Origin of the sequence: Sphaerisporangium sp. NBC_01403 (assembly GCF_045040145.1) — a bacterium.
GTDB classification, from domain to species: Bacteria; Actinomycetota; Actinomycetes; order Streptosporangiales; family Streptosporangiaceae; genus Sphaerisporangium; species Sphaerisporangium viridialbum.
This window is the reverse complement of sequence record NZ_CP109534.1, coordinates 7,797,437-7,814,186: the sequence shown is the minus strand read 5'-3', so window position 1 is coordinate 7,814,186 and position 16,750 is coordinate 7,797,437. Positions and strand designations below refer to the sequence as shown.

Annotated in this window: 14 protein-coding genes; 10 read left to right on the top strand and 4 right to left on the bottom strand. The window is 70.4% G+C overall.

What is annotated here, in order from left to right; all coding sequences use genetic code 11:
* Positions 1 to 107: 107 nt before the first annotated feature.
* Positions 108 to 1,571 (top strand): hypothetical protein, encoded by a 1,464-nt coding sequence (locus tag OG589_RS35035; protein ID WP_405142525.1) that lies wholly within the window; start codon positions 108 to 110, stop codon positions 1,569 to 1,571.
* Positions 1,572 to 1,695: 124 nt separating this feature from the next.
* Here OG589_RS35035 and OG589_RS35030 read toward each other — a convergent pair whose 3' ends face one another.
* The 3 genes from OG589_RS35030 to OG589_RS35020 form a co-directional block, all read right to left on the bottom strand.
* A complete protein-coding gene (locus tag OG589_RS35030; RefSeq protein ID WP_405142524.1) occupies positions 1,696 to 1,920 on the bottom strand; it encodes a hypothetical protein in 225 nt (74 codons plus the stop codon).
* 125 nt (positions 1,921 to 2,045) lie between these two features.
* Positions 2,046 to 2,795: a GntR family transcriptional regulator gene (locus tag OG589_RS35025; RefSeq protein WP_405142523.1), complete on the bottom strand. Its 750-nt coding sequence runs from the start codon at positions 2,793 to 2,795 to the stop codon at positions 2,046 to 2,048.
* A 152-nt stretch (positions 2,796 to 2,947) separates the two neighbouring features.
* Positions 2,948 to 3,433: a VanZ family protein gene (locus OG589_RS35020; RefSeq protein WP_405142522.1), complete on the bottom strand. Its 486-nt coding sequence runs from the start codon at positions 3,431 to 3,433 to the stop codon at positions 2,948 to 2,950.
* A 264-nt stretch (positions 3,434 to 3,697) separates the two neighbouring features.
* Here OG589_RS35020 and OG589_RS35015 point away from each other — a divergent pair, with 264 nt between their 5' ends.
* Positions 3,698 to 4,057 (top strand): bifunctional 3-phenylpropionate/cinnamic acid dioxygenase ferredoxin subunit, encoded by a 360-nt coding sequence (locus tag OG589_RS35015; RefSeq protein WP_405142520.1) that lies wholly within the window; start codon positions 3,698 to 3,700, stop codon positions 4,055 to 4,057.
* Positions 4,054 to 5,169 carry an aromatic ring-hydroxylating dioxygenase subunit alpha gene (locus OG589_RS35010; protein ID WP_405142519.1) on the top strand — a complete coding sequence of 372 codons (1,116 nt, stop codon included), beginning with the start codon at positions 4,054 to 4,056 and terminating at the stop codon, positions 5,167 to 5,169. Before OG589_RS35015 ends, OG589_RS35010 begins: the two co-directional genes overlap by 4 nt.
* Before the next feature lie 11 nt (positions 5,170 to 5,180).
* On the opposite strand, the gene OG589_RS35005 is transcribed toward OG589_RS35010, so the two are convergent.
* Positions 5,181 to 5,951 carry an IclR family transcriptional regulator gene (locus tag OG589_RS35005; RefSeq protein WP_405142517.1) on the bottom strand — a complete coding sequence of 257 codons (771 nt, stop codon included), beginning with the start codon at positions 5,949 to 5,951 and terminating at the stop codon, positions 5,181 to 5,183.
* Positions 5,952 to 6,087: 136 nt separating this feature from the next.
* Here OG589_RS35005 and betA point away from each other — a divergent pair, with 136 nt between their 5' ends.
* The 7 genes from betA to OG589_RS34970 all read left to right on the top strand — a co-directional run bounded on the left by betA (position 6,088) and on the right by OG589_RS34970 (position 16,750).
* Positions 6,088 to 7,734, top strand: coding sequence for a choline dehydrogenase (gene betA / locus OG589_RS35000; protein WP_405142515.1), 1,647 nt, complete (start codon positions 6,088 to 6,090; stop codon positions 7,732 to 7,734).
* 9 nt (positions 7,735 to 7,743) lie between these two features.
* Positions 7,744 to 8,538, top strand: a complete 795-nt coding sequence (locus tag OG589_RS34995) for an IclR family transcriptional regulator (RefSeq protein WP_405142514.1) — start codon at positions 7,744 to 7,746, stop codon at positions 8,536 to 8,538.
* A gap of 177 nt (positions 8,539 to 8,715) precedes the next feature.
* Positions 8,716 to 9,777, top strand: coding sequence for a glycine betaine/L-proline ABC transporter ATP-binding protein (locus tag OG589_RS34990; protein WP_405142512.1), 1,062 nt, complete (start codon positions 8,716 to 8,718; stop codon positions 9,775 to 9,777).
* Positions 9,778 to 9,808: 31 nt separating this feature from the next.
* Positions 9,809 to 11,788 (top strand): ABC transporter permease, encoded by a 1,980-nt coding sequence (locus OG589_RS34985; RefSeq protein ID WP_405142510.1) that lies wholly within the window; start codon positions 9,809 to 9,811, stop codon positions 11,786 to 11,788.
* 72 nt (positions 11,789 to 11,860) lie between these two features.
* Positions 11,861 to 12,847: an ABC transporter substrate-binding protein gene (locus OG589_RS34980; protein ID WP_405142509.1), complete on the top strand. Its 987-nt coding sequence runs from the start codon at positions 11,861 to 11,863 to the stop codon at positions 12,845 to 12,847.
* Between the two features lie 260 nt (positions 12,848 to 13,107).
* Complete coding sequence (locus OG589_RS34975; protein WP_405142507.1) at positions 13,108 to 15,525, top strand: FAD-dependent oxidoreductase; 2,418 nt, start codon at positions 13,108 to 13,110, stop codon at positions 15,523 to 15,525.
* A 22-nt stretch (positions 15,526 to 15,547) separates the two neighbouring features.
* Positions 15,548 to 16,750 (top strand): sarcosine oxidase subunit beta family protein, encoded by a 1,203-nt coding sequence (locus OG589_RS34970; protein WP_405142505.1) that lies wholly within the window; start codon positions 15,548 to 15,550, stop codon positions 16,748 to 16,750.

Sequence of the window (16,750 nt, the reverse complement as noted above, 5' to 3'; positions counted from 1 at the left end):
TCAGGCGTTCGGGTTGCGGACTTGGACAGATGGCAGGAAAGTCGTGTCCTGACGTGTCGTTACCAAAGCAGGACCCCCACTCGATTCAAGACCCCCAGGGCTCAGCCATGACGAACCAGCACGACAGCTTTCCCGACATGATGCACGAGGACCTCGGCTTCGAGGTGGTGATGCGTGGATACAGCCGCCGGCAGGTCCACGATCACATGGTCAGAACGCGCAACCAGATCCGTGATCTCGAAGAACGGCTGGCGCGGGCCATCGATCAGGCCGAGCAGGGCCGCATCGAGCTCGGAGAGGCCCGCCGCCGCCTGGCCGAGGCCCCTCAGGACTACGACGAGCTCGGCCAGCGGCTGAGCCAGATTCTGAAGCTCGCGGAGGAGGAGGCGATCTCCAAGCGCGAGGACGCCGAATCCGACGCCACCAAGATGCGTGAGGACGCCGCGGCCGAGTCCGAGCGCATTCTGACCGCCGCCCAGACCGAGGCCGAGCGCCGCGTGGACGAGGCCACGACCGCCGCCGAGCGCCTGCTGGCCCAGGCGGGTTCCGACGCCGAGGAGACGCTCGGCTCAGCGCGTGCCGAGTCCGAGGAGACCCTGCGCACCGCCCGCGCCGAGGCCGACCGTTCGCTCACCGCCGCGCGTCACGAGGCCGAGCGCCTGGTGTCCGAGGCGAACAACCAGGCGGAGGCGACGCTCGCGTCCGCCAAGGCCGACGCCGAGGCCACGCTGAAGGCCGCGCGGGCCGAGGCCGCCGACACCCTGGCCGCGGCGCGCCAGCGCGCCGACTCGCTGGACGAGCACACCGGCCGCCGGGTGACGTTCCTCACCGACACCCACACCGAGGTCATGCGCAGGCTCGGCGAGATGGGCTCCGTGCTGACCGACCTGCTGCACCGTGAGGGCACCGCGGGCGCGCTGATCGACGAGTCCGCCGTGCTGCCGCCCAGGCCCGAGGTCGGCTCCGTCGACGACCTGCGCCACGAGGACGGGCCCGCGGCCGAGGAGCTCGATTCCGTACGGGTCGTGCTCGACGACGCGGGCGAGGACGGCGACCGTCTCGGCCGCGGCGGCGCGGCGTTCGGCCCGGCCGACGTGCCGCACGTGCCCGACGCGCAGGGCGACCACGCCGTCGACGACGGTTACGCCGGCGATGTCCGCCACTCCTACGACGACGAGGACGACGCCCGCGCGGCGAACGACGTCCACTCCGCGAACGACGTGCACGCGGCGAACGACGTGCACGCGGCGAACGACGTCCACGCGGCCAACGACGTGCACAAGGCGAACGACGTCTACGCCGCCAACGACGTCCACGCGGCCAACGACGTCCACAAGGCCGACGACGAGGAGGACGACGGGCGCGTGCACGTCCTGCATGACGCCCACGACCTGCGCGATCCGCACGAGACGGTCGAGGTCGGCGGGCGGGGCATCGACGAACCGCACCACGCCAACGACCACGACGGCCCCGCCAAGGGGCGCGTCCGCGGTTTCTTCGAGGAGAACGACGTCCACATGAGCCAGGTGCACCAGTCCGGCGGTGACGGGCTTCCCGCACCCCGGCACTAGCCGGCGGCACCTCGCGCCCGGGCCACGTCAGATCTCGCGCCCGGAGCCATGACGCCAGGCGGAAACCTCCGCCCCCGATCGGGTCGGAGGTTTCCGCGCTTCCCGTCGCGGGCGTCGCCCGCGATCAGGTCTCGCGATCGATTGAGGACATGCACTCCTGCTGCTCCAGCAGCCTCTCGCGCAGGCCCTCCGGATCATCGGCGTCGATCGTCATGGCACACCCCGCGTCACGTTCCTCTTCGGTGAGCGGGTGGTGCCGGGTGGCCCACCACCGTCCGGCGTCGCTTCTCCAGATCGTCCAGTCGGGGAACTCCCGGGCGATTTCGGCGAGGTGCCGGTCAAACGACATCCCGTCCACCCTTCCCGCGGCGAGGGCCAGGTTTGTACCGTTCCCCTTCACGTTGCGGGACATCTCTAGAGAAATCAATGTTCGGGGTGGACAGGTCAACCTAACGCTTGACGCCGGGGCTTGACTCACGCGTCGAAGTCGTACTGAAGTACATAGGACGCCGCGTCCATGATCATCTTGTTGAGCTCGACCGCCATGCCGCCGGCGGCGTACGCCGACCTGCACACCTCGATCACCGGGGTCCCTGCGGGCAGGCCCAGCTTGGCGGCCTCCTCGGGCGTGGGCATCCTCGCGCGCACCTCCTCGGTGAAGTGCGCGGGCGCGTGCCCGAGGTCGCGCAGCCGGGCGTAGACGCCGCCCGGGCCGGTGTCCTGTGCGACGATCGGCGACCCCGCGACGAGTTCGGCCGGAAAGTGGGATGCCGCGAGCTGCACCGCCCGTCCGTCCACGGAGTAGCGGCGCCGCCGCACCCACACCTCGTCGCAGCCGAGCACCCGCGCCGCGTCGTCGGCCGCCGCCTCCCTGGCGATGGTGAGGTCGTCGACCGTGTACGGGCGGCCGGTCGTGTCGGAGTCCCAGATGGCCCTGCCCGCGCCCCACTGCTCGCGCGAGAGGCGCCGGGACCCGTGCCGCCTGATCGGCCGGAACTGCCGTACGTAGACCCCGGAGCCGCGCCTCGGCACGGCCACGCCTTCGTTGATGAGGACGGCGAGCGCCTGTCTCGCCGTGGCCCGGGCTATGCCGTACTCGGACATGAGGGCGTTCTCGCCCGGCAGCCGGTCCCCATCACGGAACTCGCCGGTCACGATCGCCTGGCGCAGGCGATCGGCGATCCGGCGATAGATCGGGGGTTCGTGAGGTACCGGGGATTCCATCACGCTTTATCACCCTCAGTCACCAAAGCGGTCCGCGTCTCCAGAGAACTTGCCCCGCCTTGTCCACGATCGCACAGATACGCAGGTTGGTCCCGTGCTTCTTTTGAGCGAATCGTGCCTGTGTGGTGATCTTCGGGCTTTTTAGGGGGTCGTTACTGTGGACCGGTCCCAACCGTGATCGGCTTCGCGTGCCACGGCCGCGTCACGAGGCCCGCCAGTACGGCTCCCAGCGCGTTGAGGAGGACGTCGTCCACCGACGACACGCGGCCGAGCCGCAGGCCGTACTGCAGCGCCTCCACCGTGACCGACAGAAGCCCGGCGAGGAGGGCCACGCGCCACAGGCGGGCAAAGCGTGGTGAGCGCATCGGCAGGAGCGCGCCGAGTGCGGCGAAGACCAGCAGATTGCCTCCCACCTGCGCGAACGCGGCTCCGAACGGCCCCTTCGCCAGGTCGGCGAGATCGCGCAGCGGCACGAGGCTGACCCCGGAGGCCGTGCCGGGCGTGAGGATCATCCACAGCGAGGGAAGGGTGCCGGCGACGATGAGGACGTCCGCGTAGGCCGTGCGAGCGGGGTGCGGACGGCCCCGCCGGGCGCGCCGGCGGGCCAGCAGATGTGCCGCGAGCACCGCGACAGGCAACCACAAAAGTGTGGCTAAGACGACATATCCCCAAAGGTGCCATTCAAGCCGCATGGCGGACATCTTTCCGGATGGCGGCCCCGTGCCGGGAAGAAATCCCGGCGTGCGCCGGAGGCGGATCGGGTAACAGGAAGCTGGCTCCGGAGCAAGGAGATCTCCAAGGTGCCCGCGCCTCCCGGTGTATTGACAGGCGGCTCACCTGGGACGCAATCTGTTGCGCATAGCGAGTCCCGTTCCGCAATTCACAACTGAGGGGTTATCCGCGTGATCCCAGCGTGTCCCTTGGCGGCTCTGCCGCGGGGCGAGGCCCACCGGCTCGACATCGATCCGCCCGTGGCCGTGTTCCACACCGACGACGGCGAGATCTACGCCGTCGACGACACCTGCACGCACCAGGACGCCTCGCTCTCCGACGGGTGGCTGGAAGGCTGTGAGATCGAGTGCCCGCTCCACTCCAGCCGTTTCGACCTGCGGACCGGCCAGGTGGACAGCCCGCCCGCCAAGCTCGCCGTGCGCACCCACCGGGTCGTGGTCGAGGACGGGATGATCTACGTGGTGCCGTCGGAGGCGCCCCCCAACCTCCCGCCGGGCGTGACGGCGGGGCGACAGAGGAGTGACTCGTGAGCACGTCCAGCCTGCTCGCCACCCTCGCCGGCGGCCTCTACACCGACGAGAACGTCTTCGCCCTCGAACAGCAGCACATCTTCGAGTCGATGTGGTTCTGCGTGGCCAGGTCGGACGACCTCGGCAAGCCCGGCGCGTTCCGCACCGTCCAGGTCGGCCGCGAGAACGTCATCGTCAGCCGCGCCAAGGACGGCTCGATCCGCGCGTTCCTCAACGTCTGCAGGCACCGGGGCGCCCGCATCTGCACGGAGGAGTCCGGCGAGGTCAGGCGGGCCTTCCAGTGCGCGTACCACGCGTGGACGTACGACCTCGAAGGCAAGCTCATCGCGGCGCCGAACCTCACCAAGATGCCCGACATCGACCGGGTGAAGTACGGCCTGGTCAACGTGCACGTGCGCGAGTGGATCGGGTACGTCTGGGTGTGCCTGGCCGACGACCCTCCCTCGTTCGAAGAGGACGTGCTCGGCGCGGTCGTGACCCGGCTCGGCGACCTGGCCTCGATCGAGAACTACGGCATCGAGAACCTCAAGGTCGGCCGCAGGATCGTCTACGACGTCAAGGCGAACTGGAAGCTGATCGTCGAGAACTTCATGGAGTGCTACCACTGCGCGACGATCCATCCCGAGCTGACCGAGGTGCTGCCGGAGTTCGCCGACGGGTACGCGGCGCAGTACTTCGTCGGCCACGGCGCCGCCTTCGGCTCGGGCATCGAGGGGTTCACGGTCGACGGCTCGCCGGGGGTCGACCGCATCCCGGGTGTGCGCGACGACCAGGACCGCCGCTACTACGCGATCACCATCAAGCCGCAGGTCTTCGTCAACCTCGTGCCCGACCACGCGATCGTGCACCGCATGTTCCCGCTCGCGGCCGACCGCACGATCGTGGAGTGCGACTGGCTGTTCCTCCCCGAGGTCGTGGACGGCGGGAAGGACCTCGGCCCGTCCGTCGAGCTCTTCCACAAGGTCAACGTGCAGGACTTCGACGCGTGCGAGCGCTGCCAGCCGGCGATGAGCTCCCGCGCGTACGCGAACGGCGGCGTGCTCGTGCCGAGCGAGCACCACATCGCGGGCTTCCACGAGTGGGTCGCCGACCGGCTCGGTCTCGGCCGCTGACGCCCCGGCGCTCAGCCGGAGAACCCCAGGCGGTGGCTGATGTCGGCGGCGCCCTCGATCAGGACGGGGGCCAGCTCGTGCATGCGCTTCTCGCTGAAGCGGTAGGCGGGCCCGGAGGCGCTGACGGCCGCCACCACCTCGCCGTCATAGGACCGGACGGCGGCGGCCATGGCGTTCAGCCCGATCTCGTACTCCTCGAGGGTCACGGCGTACCCCCGCGCCCTGGCCTCGTCGAGCTGCGGCCTCAGCTCGGCGGCCGAGGTGACCGTCGCGGGGGTGAAGCGCTGAAGTCCCGCGGCGGACAGGAGCTGGTCGCGGTGCCGCTCGTCCAGGTGAGCCAGCAGGACCTTGCCGCTGGAGGTGGCGTGGAGCGGGGTGAGCTGCCCGACCCAGTTGTACGCCGTGACCGCCGACGGGCCGCGCACCTGGTCGAGGTTGACGGCGTAGTGGGCGCGCACGACGGCGAGGTTGACGGTCTCGCCGATCTCCTCGGCCAGGCGCCGGCAGACCGGGCGGCCCTGCTGGGTGAGGTCGAGGCGGGAGGCCACGCCGCCGGCGAGGCGGATGACGCCGAAGCTCAGGCGGTACTTCCCGCGGTCCTCGGCCTGCTCGACCAGGCTCCTGGCCTCCAGGGCGCCGAGGAGCCGGAAGGCCGTCGACTTGTGGACGCCGATCTCCGCCGCGATCTCGCTGACACCGGCCTCGCCGCGCTGGGAGAGGATCTCCAGCACGCTGATGGCCCGGTCGACCGACTGCACGCCGGCCGAGGAATCGTTGCCCATAGCTGGGGACTGTAGGCGGGACGGCATGGTGACGTCCATTTACCCGACCGGATCTAGATGGTTGCGCAGAATGCAACGTTGTGCGTCAATCGCTACGAAAGAAGCGCAAGCTACCCGCGAGCGAGACGAGGCAGGAATGTACGACTTCGTCATCGTCGGTGGTGGATCGGCCGGAAGCGCTCTGGCGAACCGCCTGTCCGCCGATCCCTCCGTCCGGGTGCTGGTCCTGGAGGCCGGCCGCTCGGACTACCCCTGGGACGTCTTCATCCACATGCCCGCCGCGCTGATGTTCCCCATCGGCAGCCGGTTCTACGACTGGAAGTACGAGTCGGAGCCCGAGCCGCACATGAACGGCCGCCGCATCTACCACGCGCGTGGCAAGGTGCTGGGCGGGTCGAGCAGCATCAACGGCATGATCTTCCAGCGGGGCAACCCGCTCGACTACGAGCGCTGGGGCGCCGACCCGGGCATGGAGACCTGGGACTACGCGCACTGCCTGCCGTACTTCAAGCGCATGGAGAACGCCACGGCCGACCCTGGCACCGCCTTCCGCGGGCATGACGGGCCGCTCGTGCTCGAACGCGGCCCCGCGTCCGGCCCGCTGTTCGACGCCTTCTTCGAGGCCGTGCGGCAGGCGGGCTACCCCCTCACCGACGACGTCAACGGCTTCCGCCAGGAGGGCTTCGCGGCCTTCGACCGGAACATCCGCCGGGGCCGCCGCCTGTCCGCCGCCCGCGCGTACCTGCACCCGGTCAAGCGGCGCCCCAACCTGGAGATCAAGACCAGGGCCTTCGTCACGAAGATCCTCTTCGAGGGGAAGCGCGCCGTCGGCGTCGAGTACGACGGGCGCACCGTACGGGCAGGCGAGGTCATCCTGTGCGGCGGGGCGATCAACTCGCCGCAACTCCTCCAGCTCTCCGGGGTGGGCGACGCCGCCGAGCTGAAGGCCGTCGGCGTGGAGCCCGTCCACGACCTGCCGGGCGTCGGGCGCAACCTCCAGGACCACCTGGAGGTCTACGTCCAGTACGGATGCAGGCGGCCGGTGTCGATGCAGCCCGCGATGAAGTGGCGCAACCGCCCGTGGGTCGGGGCGCGGTGGCTGTTCCTGCGCAAGGGCCCCGGCGCCACCAACCACTTCGAGGCGGGCGGCTTCACCCGGAGCAACGAGGACGTCGCCTACCCGAACCTGATGTTCCACTTCCTGCCCGTCGCCGTGCGGTACGACGGCTCGGCTCCGGCGGGCGGGCACGGCTACCAGGTGCACATCGGCCCCATGTACTCCGACGCGCGGGGCTCGGTGAAGATCCGCAGCACCGACCCCAGGGTGCATCCGGCGCTGCGCTTCAACTACCTGTCGACCGACCAGGACCGGCGGGAGTGGGTGGAGGCGGTCCGCGTGGCGCGCGACATCCTCAACCAGCACGCCATGGACGACTTCAACGCGGGCGAGCTGTCGCCGGGGCCCTCGGTCCAGACCGACCAGGAGATCCTCGACTGGGTGGCGCGCGACGGCGAGACCGCCCTGCACCCCTCGTGCACGGCGCGCATGGGCGTGGGGGAGGACGCCGTGGTGGACCCGCTGAGCATGCGGGTGCACGGCCTGGAAGGGCTGCGCGTGGTCGACGCCTCGGTCATGCCGTACGTCACCAACGGCAACATCTACGCCCCCGTGATGATGGTGGCCGAGAAGTCCGCCGACCTGATCCTCGGCAACACCCCTCTGCCGCCCGAGCACGTCGAGTTCTACCGCCACCCCGGCCGGGCCGGTGCGCCTTCTGAATAGGGTTGTGCCATGGGCAACGACGCGGAACGCGACAGCGCCGGCGTGCAGTCGGTCGACCGCGCGCTGTCGGTTCTGAAACTGCTGGCCCGCCACGGCGAGCTCGGGGTCAGCGAGCTCGCCGCCGAGCTAGGCGTGCACCGCTCCACGGCCTTCCGGCTGCTCGCCACCCTGGAGAACCACGACCTGGTCCACCAGAACGACGAGCGCGGGCGCTACCGCCTCGGCGTCGGCGTCCTGCGGCTCGCGGGCGCGACCACCGCGCGGCTCGACGTCGTGCAGGAGGGACGTCCCGTCGGCACCCGGCTCGCGGCGCAGGTCGGCGAGACCGTCAACATCGCCATCCTCGACCGCGACGAGGCGCTCTACCTCGACCAGATGACCGGCACCTCGGCGCTGCAGGCGCACAACTGGACGGGCCGCCGCATCGCCCTGCACGCCACCTCCAACGGCAAGGTGCTGCTCGCCCACGCCCCCGAGGGCCGGTTCGCGGAGGTCACGGCCGTGCCGCTCGCGCGGTTCACCGAGCGCACGGTCACCGACGCCGGCCGCCTGCGCGAGGAGCTCGACACCGTGCGCGAGCGCGGCTTCGCGACGGCCGTCGACGAGCTGGAGCTGGGCCTGACCGCCGTCGCCGCCCCGGTCTTCGGCGCGGACGGCACGGTCGTCGCCTCGCTCAGCGCCTCGGGGCCCACCTTCCGGCTGCCCGCAGAGCGGCTCTCGGCGGTCGCCGCCCAGGTCGTCGCCGCCGCCACCGAGATCTCTTCACGTCTCGGGTGGTACGGCCGTGCGGGTTTCGGCCAATAAGGGAAACGCGGCAAGCCTTGACGGGGCTGACGTCAGGGTCGATTCTGTTCCTCGTTAAGCATTCTGGTGCGTGATACGCAACTAGCAAGGCAATTGAGAGGTCCGTGGCAGATCTCTGTCGCGGTGGCAACTGGAGGGCGTGACCGGCCTCCACCCCCCTCGAACCGCGAGGTGACCATGACCGCGACGTCGCCGGCCGAGCTCTCGCAGCCCTCCACGGACGAGGAGCCGGTGATCCTCGACGTGCGCGGCCTGTGGAAGGTCTTCGGGCCCCGGGCCGACCGGGTGGCGGGAACGCCGCTCGCGGAGCTCTCGCGGGCCGAGCTCAAGGAGCGCACGGGCTGCGTGACGGCGGTGCGCGACGCCTCCTTCGCCGTACGGCGCGGCGAGGTCTTCGTCGTCATGGGCCTGTCCGGGTCCGGCAAGTCCACGCTCGTCCGCTGCCTGACCCGGCTGGTCGAGCCCACCGCGGGCGAGGTGCTGCTGGACGGCACGGACATCCGCAAGGCCGGTGACAAGGAGCTCCGCGAGCTGCGCCGCCACCGGTTCGCGATGGTGTTCCAGCACTTCGGCCTGCTGCCGCACCGGCGGGTGCTGGACAACATCTCCTACGGCCTGGAGATCCAGGGCGTGAAGAAGGACTCCCGTCACCGCCGGGCGAGCGAGATGCTCGACCTCGTGGGGCTGACCGGATACGCCGAGTCCTATCCCGACCAGCTCTCGGGCGGCATGCAGCAACGGGTGGGCCTCGCCCGCGCCCTGGCGGTAGACCCCGAGGTGCTGTTCTTCGACGAGCCGTTCTCGGCGCTCGACCCGCTGATCCGCCGCGACATGCAGAACGAGGTCATCCGCCTGCACCGCGAGGTCGGCAAGACGATGATCTTCATCACGCACGACCTGAGCGAGGCGCTGAAGCTCGGCGACCGCATCCTGGTCATGCGCGACGGCCTGATCGTCCAGACCGGCACCCCCGACGAGGTGGTGGGCGCCCCCGCCGACGACTACGTACGGGACTTCGTGAGCGAGGTGTCTCGCTCGCACGTGCTGACCCTCAAGTGGATCATGAGACCACCCGGCGACGGCGACGCGCTGGACGGGCCCGAGCTGGGTCCCGACGTCGTCATCAGGGACGCCGTACACACCGTCCTGCACGCCGACCGCCCGGTGCGGGTGGTGTCGGACGGTGAGCTGCTCGGCGTCGTCGGGAGCACCGAGATCCTCGAGGTGATCGCCGAATGAGCGTGCCCGGACGTCAGGGGGTGAGCGCCAGGTGACGGCGACGGTGACGGCGCGCAGGCCGGTGTGGTCACGCCCGTACCTGCTGGCGGGGATCCTCGCCGCCTGGGTCCTGCTGTGGGCGTTCTTCCGGGGGCACGCCACACTGCCGCTCGGCGGCGCCGAGCTGACCCCCCTGCACGAGCGCATCAGCGAGGCCGCGAACGCCATCGACGACAGCAGGAACGAGAACCCCTTCTTCCTGTACTTCGTGAACTACATCAGGCTCTTCATCGATGAGTTCGTGAGGTTCATCCAGGCGCTGATCAGCCAGCCGTCCTTCGGCCGCCCTGTGCCGGTGGTCGGGTGGCTCGGCGTCGTGGGCGTCGCCACGGCCGCCGCGTGGCTGTACGGGAACCTCAGGGTCGCGCTGCTGACCCTGGCGGGCTTCGTCTCCTTCGGGCTGCTCGGCCTGTGGCAGGAGAGCATGGACACGCTGGCGCTGACGCTGGCCGCCGTCGTGCTGTCGCTCGCCGTCGGCATCCCGCTGGGCGTCTGGGCGGGGCTGAGCGACCGGTTCAACCGCTTCGTCAACCCCGTGCTCGACTTCATGCAGACGATGCCGACCTTCGTGTACCTGGCTCCGCTCACGCTGTTCTTCCTCATCGGCCCGGCAAGCGCCACCGTGGCGACGATGATCTACGCGATCCCGCCCGCGATCCGCATCACCGCGCACGCGATCAGGCAGGTGCCCGCGACCACCGTGGAGGCGGGCACGTCGCTGGGGTCGACCCCGTGGCAGCTCCTCAGCAAGGTGCGCCTGCCGCTGGCCAAGCGCACCATCGTCGTCGGGGTCAACCAGACCATCATGGCCGCGCTGTCCATGGCGACGATCGCCGCGCTCATCGACGCGCCCGGGCTCGGCAAGACCGTGCTGAAGGCGCTGGAGACGCTCGACGTAGGCACGTCCTTCAACGCCGGCCTGGCCATCGTGATCATGGCGATCGTGCTCGACCGGGTGACCTCGGCGGCCGGCCACCGTGTCGAGGCCGCCCACCGCGCGGGCCGCGCGCGGGGGCCGCTCTGGCGCCGCGTCCAGGTCGCCGCGGTGGCGGCCGTCACCGTCGTGCTGGTCTACCTGTCGTACGTCTACGTGTGGGCCGCGGAGTTCCCCGGCGAGGCGGACGTGGGCTCGTACGTGCGCAGGGCCGCCGACGCGGCGAGCCAGTGGGCGCAGGCCAACCTCTACCCCTACACCAACGGCTTCAAGAACCTCGTCACCTATGGCCTGCTCAACCCGTTCGAGGCGGTGCTGACGGGTTCGCCGTGGTGGCTCGTGCTGCTCGTGGTGACCGTGACCGCGCTGGTCCTCGCGACCGTACGGGTCGCGGTCGTCTGCGCCGCGTGCCTCGCCCTGCTGGTGGCGCTCGGGCTGTGGCAGGACAGCATGGTGACGCTGGCCGCGACGCTCGTGGCGGCCGTGCTGGTGATGGCGCTGGGCATCGTGGCCGGGGTCTGGATGGGACGCGACGACCGCGCCGACCGGGTGATACGCCCGGTGCTGGACGCCGGCCAGACCATGCCCGCCTTCGTGTACCTCGTACCGATCCTCGGCCTGTTCGGCGCCACCCGGTTCACGGCGATCATCGCGGCCGTCTTCTACGCCGCGCCCGTGGCGACCAAGCTCGTCGCCGACGGCATCAGGGGCGTCTCCGCGAGCGCGGTGGAGGCCGCGACGGCCGCCGGGTCGAGCACGTGGCAGATCATCTCCAAGGTGCAGGTGCCGATGGCGCGCAGCGCCGTCACCCTCGCCGCGAGTCAGGGGCTCTGCTACGTGCTCGCCATGGTGGTGGTCGGCGGCCTGGTGGGCGCGGGCGCGCTCGGCTACGACGTCGTGTCGGGGTTCTCCCAGCTCCAGTTGCGCGGCAAGGGCCTCGCCGCCGGCCTCGCGATCGTCGTGCTCGGCACCATGCTGGCCGCGATCACCAAGACCGCGGCCCGGCGCGCCGACGCCGCCGCCCACGGGAGGCACTAGCGGAAGTTCTGGAAGGCCCGTCACGGGTGGACATCGGCCGTCGCAGGCGGCTTTCTATACAGGAGGACCTTGGTGACATTTTCCAGGATCGCACGGCCAAGGGCGGTCGTGCTGGTGGCGGCCGCCGGCCTCCTCGTCTCCGCGTGCGGTGGCGCGAAGGTGGGAGAGACCCCGTCCGCCTCAGGGGCGGCGGCGCCCTCGGCGAAGGCGTGCGGAGCCGTCAACATCGCGATCAACCCCTGGGTCGGGTACGAGGCGAACGCGGCGGTGATCGCGTACGTCGCCGAGAAGGAGCTCGGCTGCCAGGTCACGAAGAAGGACCTCAAGGAGGAGGTGGCCTGGCAGGGCTTCGCGACCGGCGAGGTCGACGCGGTCGTGGAGAACTGGGGCCACGACGACCTGAAGAAGAAGTACATCGAGGACCAGAAGGTCGCGGTCGAGCTCGGCCCGACCGGGAACAAGGGCGTCATCGGCTGGTACGTGCCGCCGTGGCTGGCCGAGAAGTACCCCGACATCACCGACTGGAAGAACCTCGACAAGTACGCCGGCCTGTTCAAGACCTCCGAGTCCGGCGGCAAGGGCCAGCTGCTCGACGGCGACCCCTCGTTCGTCACCAACGACGCGGCCCTGGTCAAGAACCTCGACCTGAACTACAAGGTGGTCTACGCCGGCAGTGAGGCGGCGCTGATCACCGGCTTCCGGCAGGCGGAGGCCCAGAAGAAGCCGATGCTCGGATACTTCTACGAGCCGCAGTGGTTCCTGTCGGAGGTCAAGCTCGTCAAGGTCAACCTGCCCGAGTACACCGACGGGTGCGACGCCGACGCCGCTAAGGTCGCGTGCGACTACCCGCCGTACGAGCTGGACAAGATCGTGAGCAAGAAGTTCGCCGACTCGGGCGGCCCGGCGTACCAGCTGGTCAAGAACTTCACCTGGACCAACGACGACCAGAACCTCGTGGCGAAGTACATCTCCGAGGACAAGATGTCGGCCGAGGACGCCGCCAAGAAGTGGGTCACCGACAACCCCGACAAGGTCAAGGCCTGGCTCCCCACGAGCTGACCGCCCTCTCCGCGCCCTCTTCCCCGCGCCGTCTTCCTCAGGCGGTCCTCTTCGCGCCGTCTTCTTGAGGCGGTCTTCTGCGCGCCGTCTTCTGTACGCCGTCTTCTGTACGCCGTCTTCTGTACGCCGCGCCCGCACCCCCCGCAGCGGGCGCGGCGTCCGCGTGCCCGTCGTGGTCCCGGTCTTGACACCCCTTTCGCGGCGGGTCACGCTTGTTGCGGCAAGCGCACCACGGTTCATCATGCGCAACGGAGGTGGCTATGACGGGCCCCCGGGTCGTCGTCATCGGAGCGGGCGTGGTGGGCGCGGCGCTCGCCGAGGAGCTGTCGGCCAGAGGCTGGGACGACATCACCGTGGTGGACCAGGGCGAGGTCCCGACGCCCGGCGGTTCGTCCACGCACGCCCCCGGCCTGGTCTTCCAGACGAACCCGTCCAAGACCATGACCGAGATGGCGCGTTACACCGTCGAGAAGCTCACGCGGCTGGGATGCTTCCTGCAGGTCGGCGGCCTCGAGGTGGCGACCACGCCGGAGCGGTTCGCCGAGCTGCGCAGGCGGCACGGCTGGGCCACCGCCTGGGGCGTCGAGGCGCACCTGCTGACCACCGAGGAGTGCGTGGAGCGCCACTCGCTGCTCGACCCCGCCCGCGTGCTCGGCGGCCTGTACGTCCCGACCGACGGCATCGCCAAAGCCGTACGTGCCGTCGAGGCGCAGCTCGCGCTCGCCCGTGACCGGGGCGTGCGCGTCCTGGACCGGCACGAGGTGCTGGACATCCGCGTCGAGGACGACCGGGTGACCGCCGTGGTCACCGACAAGGGAGAGCTCCCCGCCGACCTCGTCGTCTGCTGCGCGGGCATCTGGGGGCCGAAGGTCGCCGGAATGGTCGGGATGGCCCTCCCGCTGACCCCGCTCGCCCACCAGCTCGCCTGGACCGGCCCGGTCCCCGCGCTGAGCGGGCAGGCCGAGGAGGCGACGCGCCCGATCCTGCGCCACCAGGACGCCGACCTGTACTACCGGGAGCGGTTCGACCGGCTGGCCGTCGGCTACTACGGCCACCGCCCGATGCCGGTGCGGCCCGAGGCGATCGCCTCGGTGCGGGACGCCGAGATGATGCCGTCGGTGACGCCGTTCACCCCCGGCGACTTCGCCGACGCGTGGACCGAGACCCGGTCCCTCCTGCCCCCTACGCGGGACGCCAAGATCGAGGAGGGCATCAACGGCCTCTTCTCCTTCACCACCGACAACATGCCGCTGCTCGGGCAGTCCGCCGAGGTCAAGGGGTTCTGGGTGGCCGAGGCCGTGTGGGTGACCCACTCGGCGGGCGTGGCAAGGGCCATGGCCGAGTGGCTGGCCGACGGGCACTGCTCGTCGTTCGACCTGCACGAGTGCGACGTGAACCGCTTCGAGCCGCACCAGCTCGCCCCCGAGTACGTCCTGACGCGCGACTGCCAGAACTTCGTCGAGGTCTACGACATCATCCATCCGCTCCAGCCGCCGGAGAACCTCCGCCCGCTGCGCGTGAGCCCCTTCCACCCGCGCCAGCGCGAGCTCGGCGCGTTCCCCCTGGAGGCCTCAGGGTGGGAGCGTCCTCAGTGGTACGAGGCCAACGCCGGGCTGGCCGAGGGCAGGGAGATCCCCGTGCCAGGCGACTGGGCGGCGCGTTACTGGTCGCCCATCGTCGGCGCGGAGGCGCAGGCGTCGCGGGAGGGCGTCGCGCTGTACGACATGACGGCGCTGAAGCGGCTGGAGGTCAGCGGGCCGGGCGCGGCGGCCTTCCTCTCCCGCGTCTCCACCGGCGATGTCGGCAAGTCCATCGGCTCCGTGACGTACTGCCTGCTGCTGGACGAGGACGGCGGCATCCGCAGCGACGTCACCATCGCCCGGCTGGGCCGCGACCTCTTCCAGGTCGGGGCGAACGGCAACCTGGACCTCGACTGGCTCTCCAGGCACCGGCCACCGGAGGTGTCCATCCGGGACATCACGCCCGGCACCTGCTGCGTCGGCGTCTGGGGCCCGCGTGCCCGTGACCTGGTGGCCCCGCTCACCGAGGACGACTTCTCGGCCGAGGGCTTCCGCTACTTCCGGGCCAAGCGGGCGTACATCGGCTCGGTGCCGGTGACGGCCCTGCGCCTGTCCTACATCGGCGAGCTGGGCTGGGAACTCTACACGACGGCCGACATGGGGCTCAAGCTGTGGGACACGCTCTGGGAGGCCGGGCAGGCGTACGGCGTCGTCGCGGGCGGGCGCGGGGCGTTCAACAGCCTGCGCCTGGAGAAGGGCTACCGCTCCTTCGGCACCGACATGACCTACGAGCACGACCCCTTCGAGGCGGGGCTGGGCTTCGCCGTGAAGATGGACAAGGGCGACTTCATCGGCAGGGCCGCGCTCACGGAGCGCCGCGCCTCGGTGAGCCGCCGCCTGACCTGCCTGACCGTCGACGACCCCGCGGGCGTGGTGATGGGCAAGGAGCCCGTGTACGACGGTGACGCCTGCGTGGGGTACGTCACCAGCGCCGCGTACGGCTACACGATAGGCAAGGGCATCGCCTACGCCTGGCTGCCCGCGGCGCTGTCGACCCCCGGGCAGGTGGTCCACATCGGCTACTTCGGGCAGCGCGTCGCCGCCGTCGTGGCGGAGGAACCGCTGTTCGACCCGGCCATGAAACGGCTGCGCGCATGACGTACGGATCGGCGGGAGAGCGATGACCGGGCAGGACCGGCTCTGGGACAGCCCCGAGCCTCGGAGCTCGTACGACGTCGTGATCGTCGGAGGCGGCGGGCACGGCATCGCCACCGCCTACTACCTGGCGAAGAACCACGGGATCACCAACGTCGCCGTGCTGGAGAAGGGCTGGCTGGCCGGCGGCAACATGGCCCGCAACACGACCATCATCAGGTCGAACTACCTGTGGGACGAGAGCGCGGGCATCTACGAGCACGCGCTGAAGCTGTGGGAAGGACTGGAGGAGGACCTCGGCTACGACGTCCTGTTCAGTCAGCGCGGCGTGCTCAACCTCGCCCACAGCCTGCAGGACGTGCGTGACGGTGTGCGCCGCGTCAACGCCAACCGGCTGAACGGCGTCGACGCCGAATGGCTCGACCCCGCGCAGGTCAAGGAGGTCTGCCCGATCGTCGACGTCAGGCAGGACGCGCGGTACCCGGTGCTCGGCGCCACCTACCAGCCACGGGCGGGCATCGCCAAGCACGACTACGTCGCCTGGGGGTACGCGAGGGCCGCCTCCGCGATGGGCGTCCACTTCATCGAGCACTGCGAGGTCACCGGCGTCGAGGTCGCGGACGGCCGGGTGCGAGCCGTGCGTACGACACGCGGACCCATCGCGGCGGGCCGGGTGGCGATGTCGGCCGCCGGTCACTCGTCGATCGTGGCCGGGATGGCCGGGCTGCGGCTGCCGGTGCAGAGCCACCCCCTCCAGGCGCTGGTCTCCGAGCTGCTCGAACCCGTCCACCCGACCGTCGTCATGTCGAACGCGGTGCACGTCTACGTCAGCCAGGCGCACAAGGGCGAGCTGGTCATGGGCGCGGGCATCGACGCCTACAACTCCTACCGCCAGCGCGGCGCCTTCCACATCATCGAGCGGCAGATGGCGGCGGCGCTGGAGCTGTTCCCGATCTTCGCCCGCGCGCACGTCCTGCGTACGTGGGGCGGGGTGGTCGACGTCACGCCGGACGCCTCGCCGATCGTCGGGCTCACCCCCGTCGGCGGCCTGTACGTCAACTGCGGCTGGGGCACGGGCGGCTTCAAGGCCACGCCCGGCGTCGGCTGGTGCTACGCGCACACGATCGCCAACGACGAGCCGCACCCGCTCAACGCGCCCTTCACCCTCGAACGATTCACCACCGGGGCGCTCGTCGACGAGCACGGCGCCGCCGCCGTGGCCCACTGA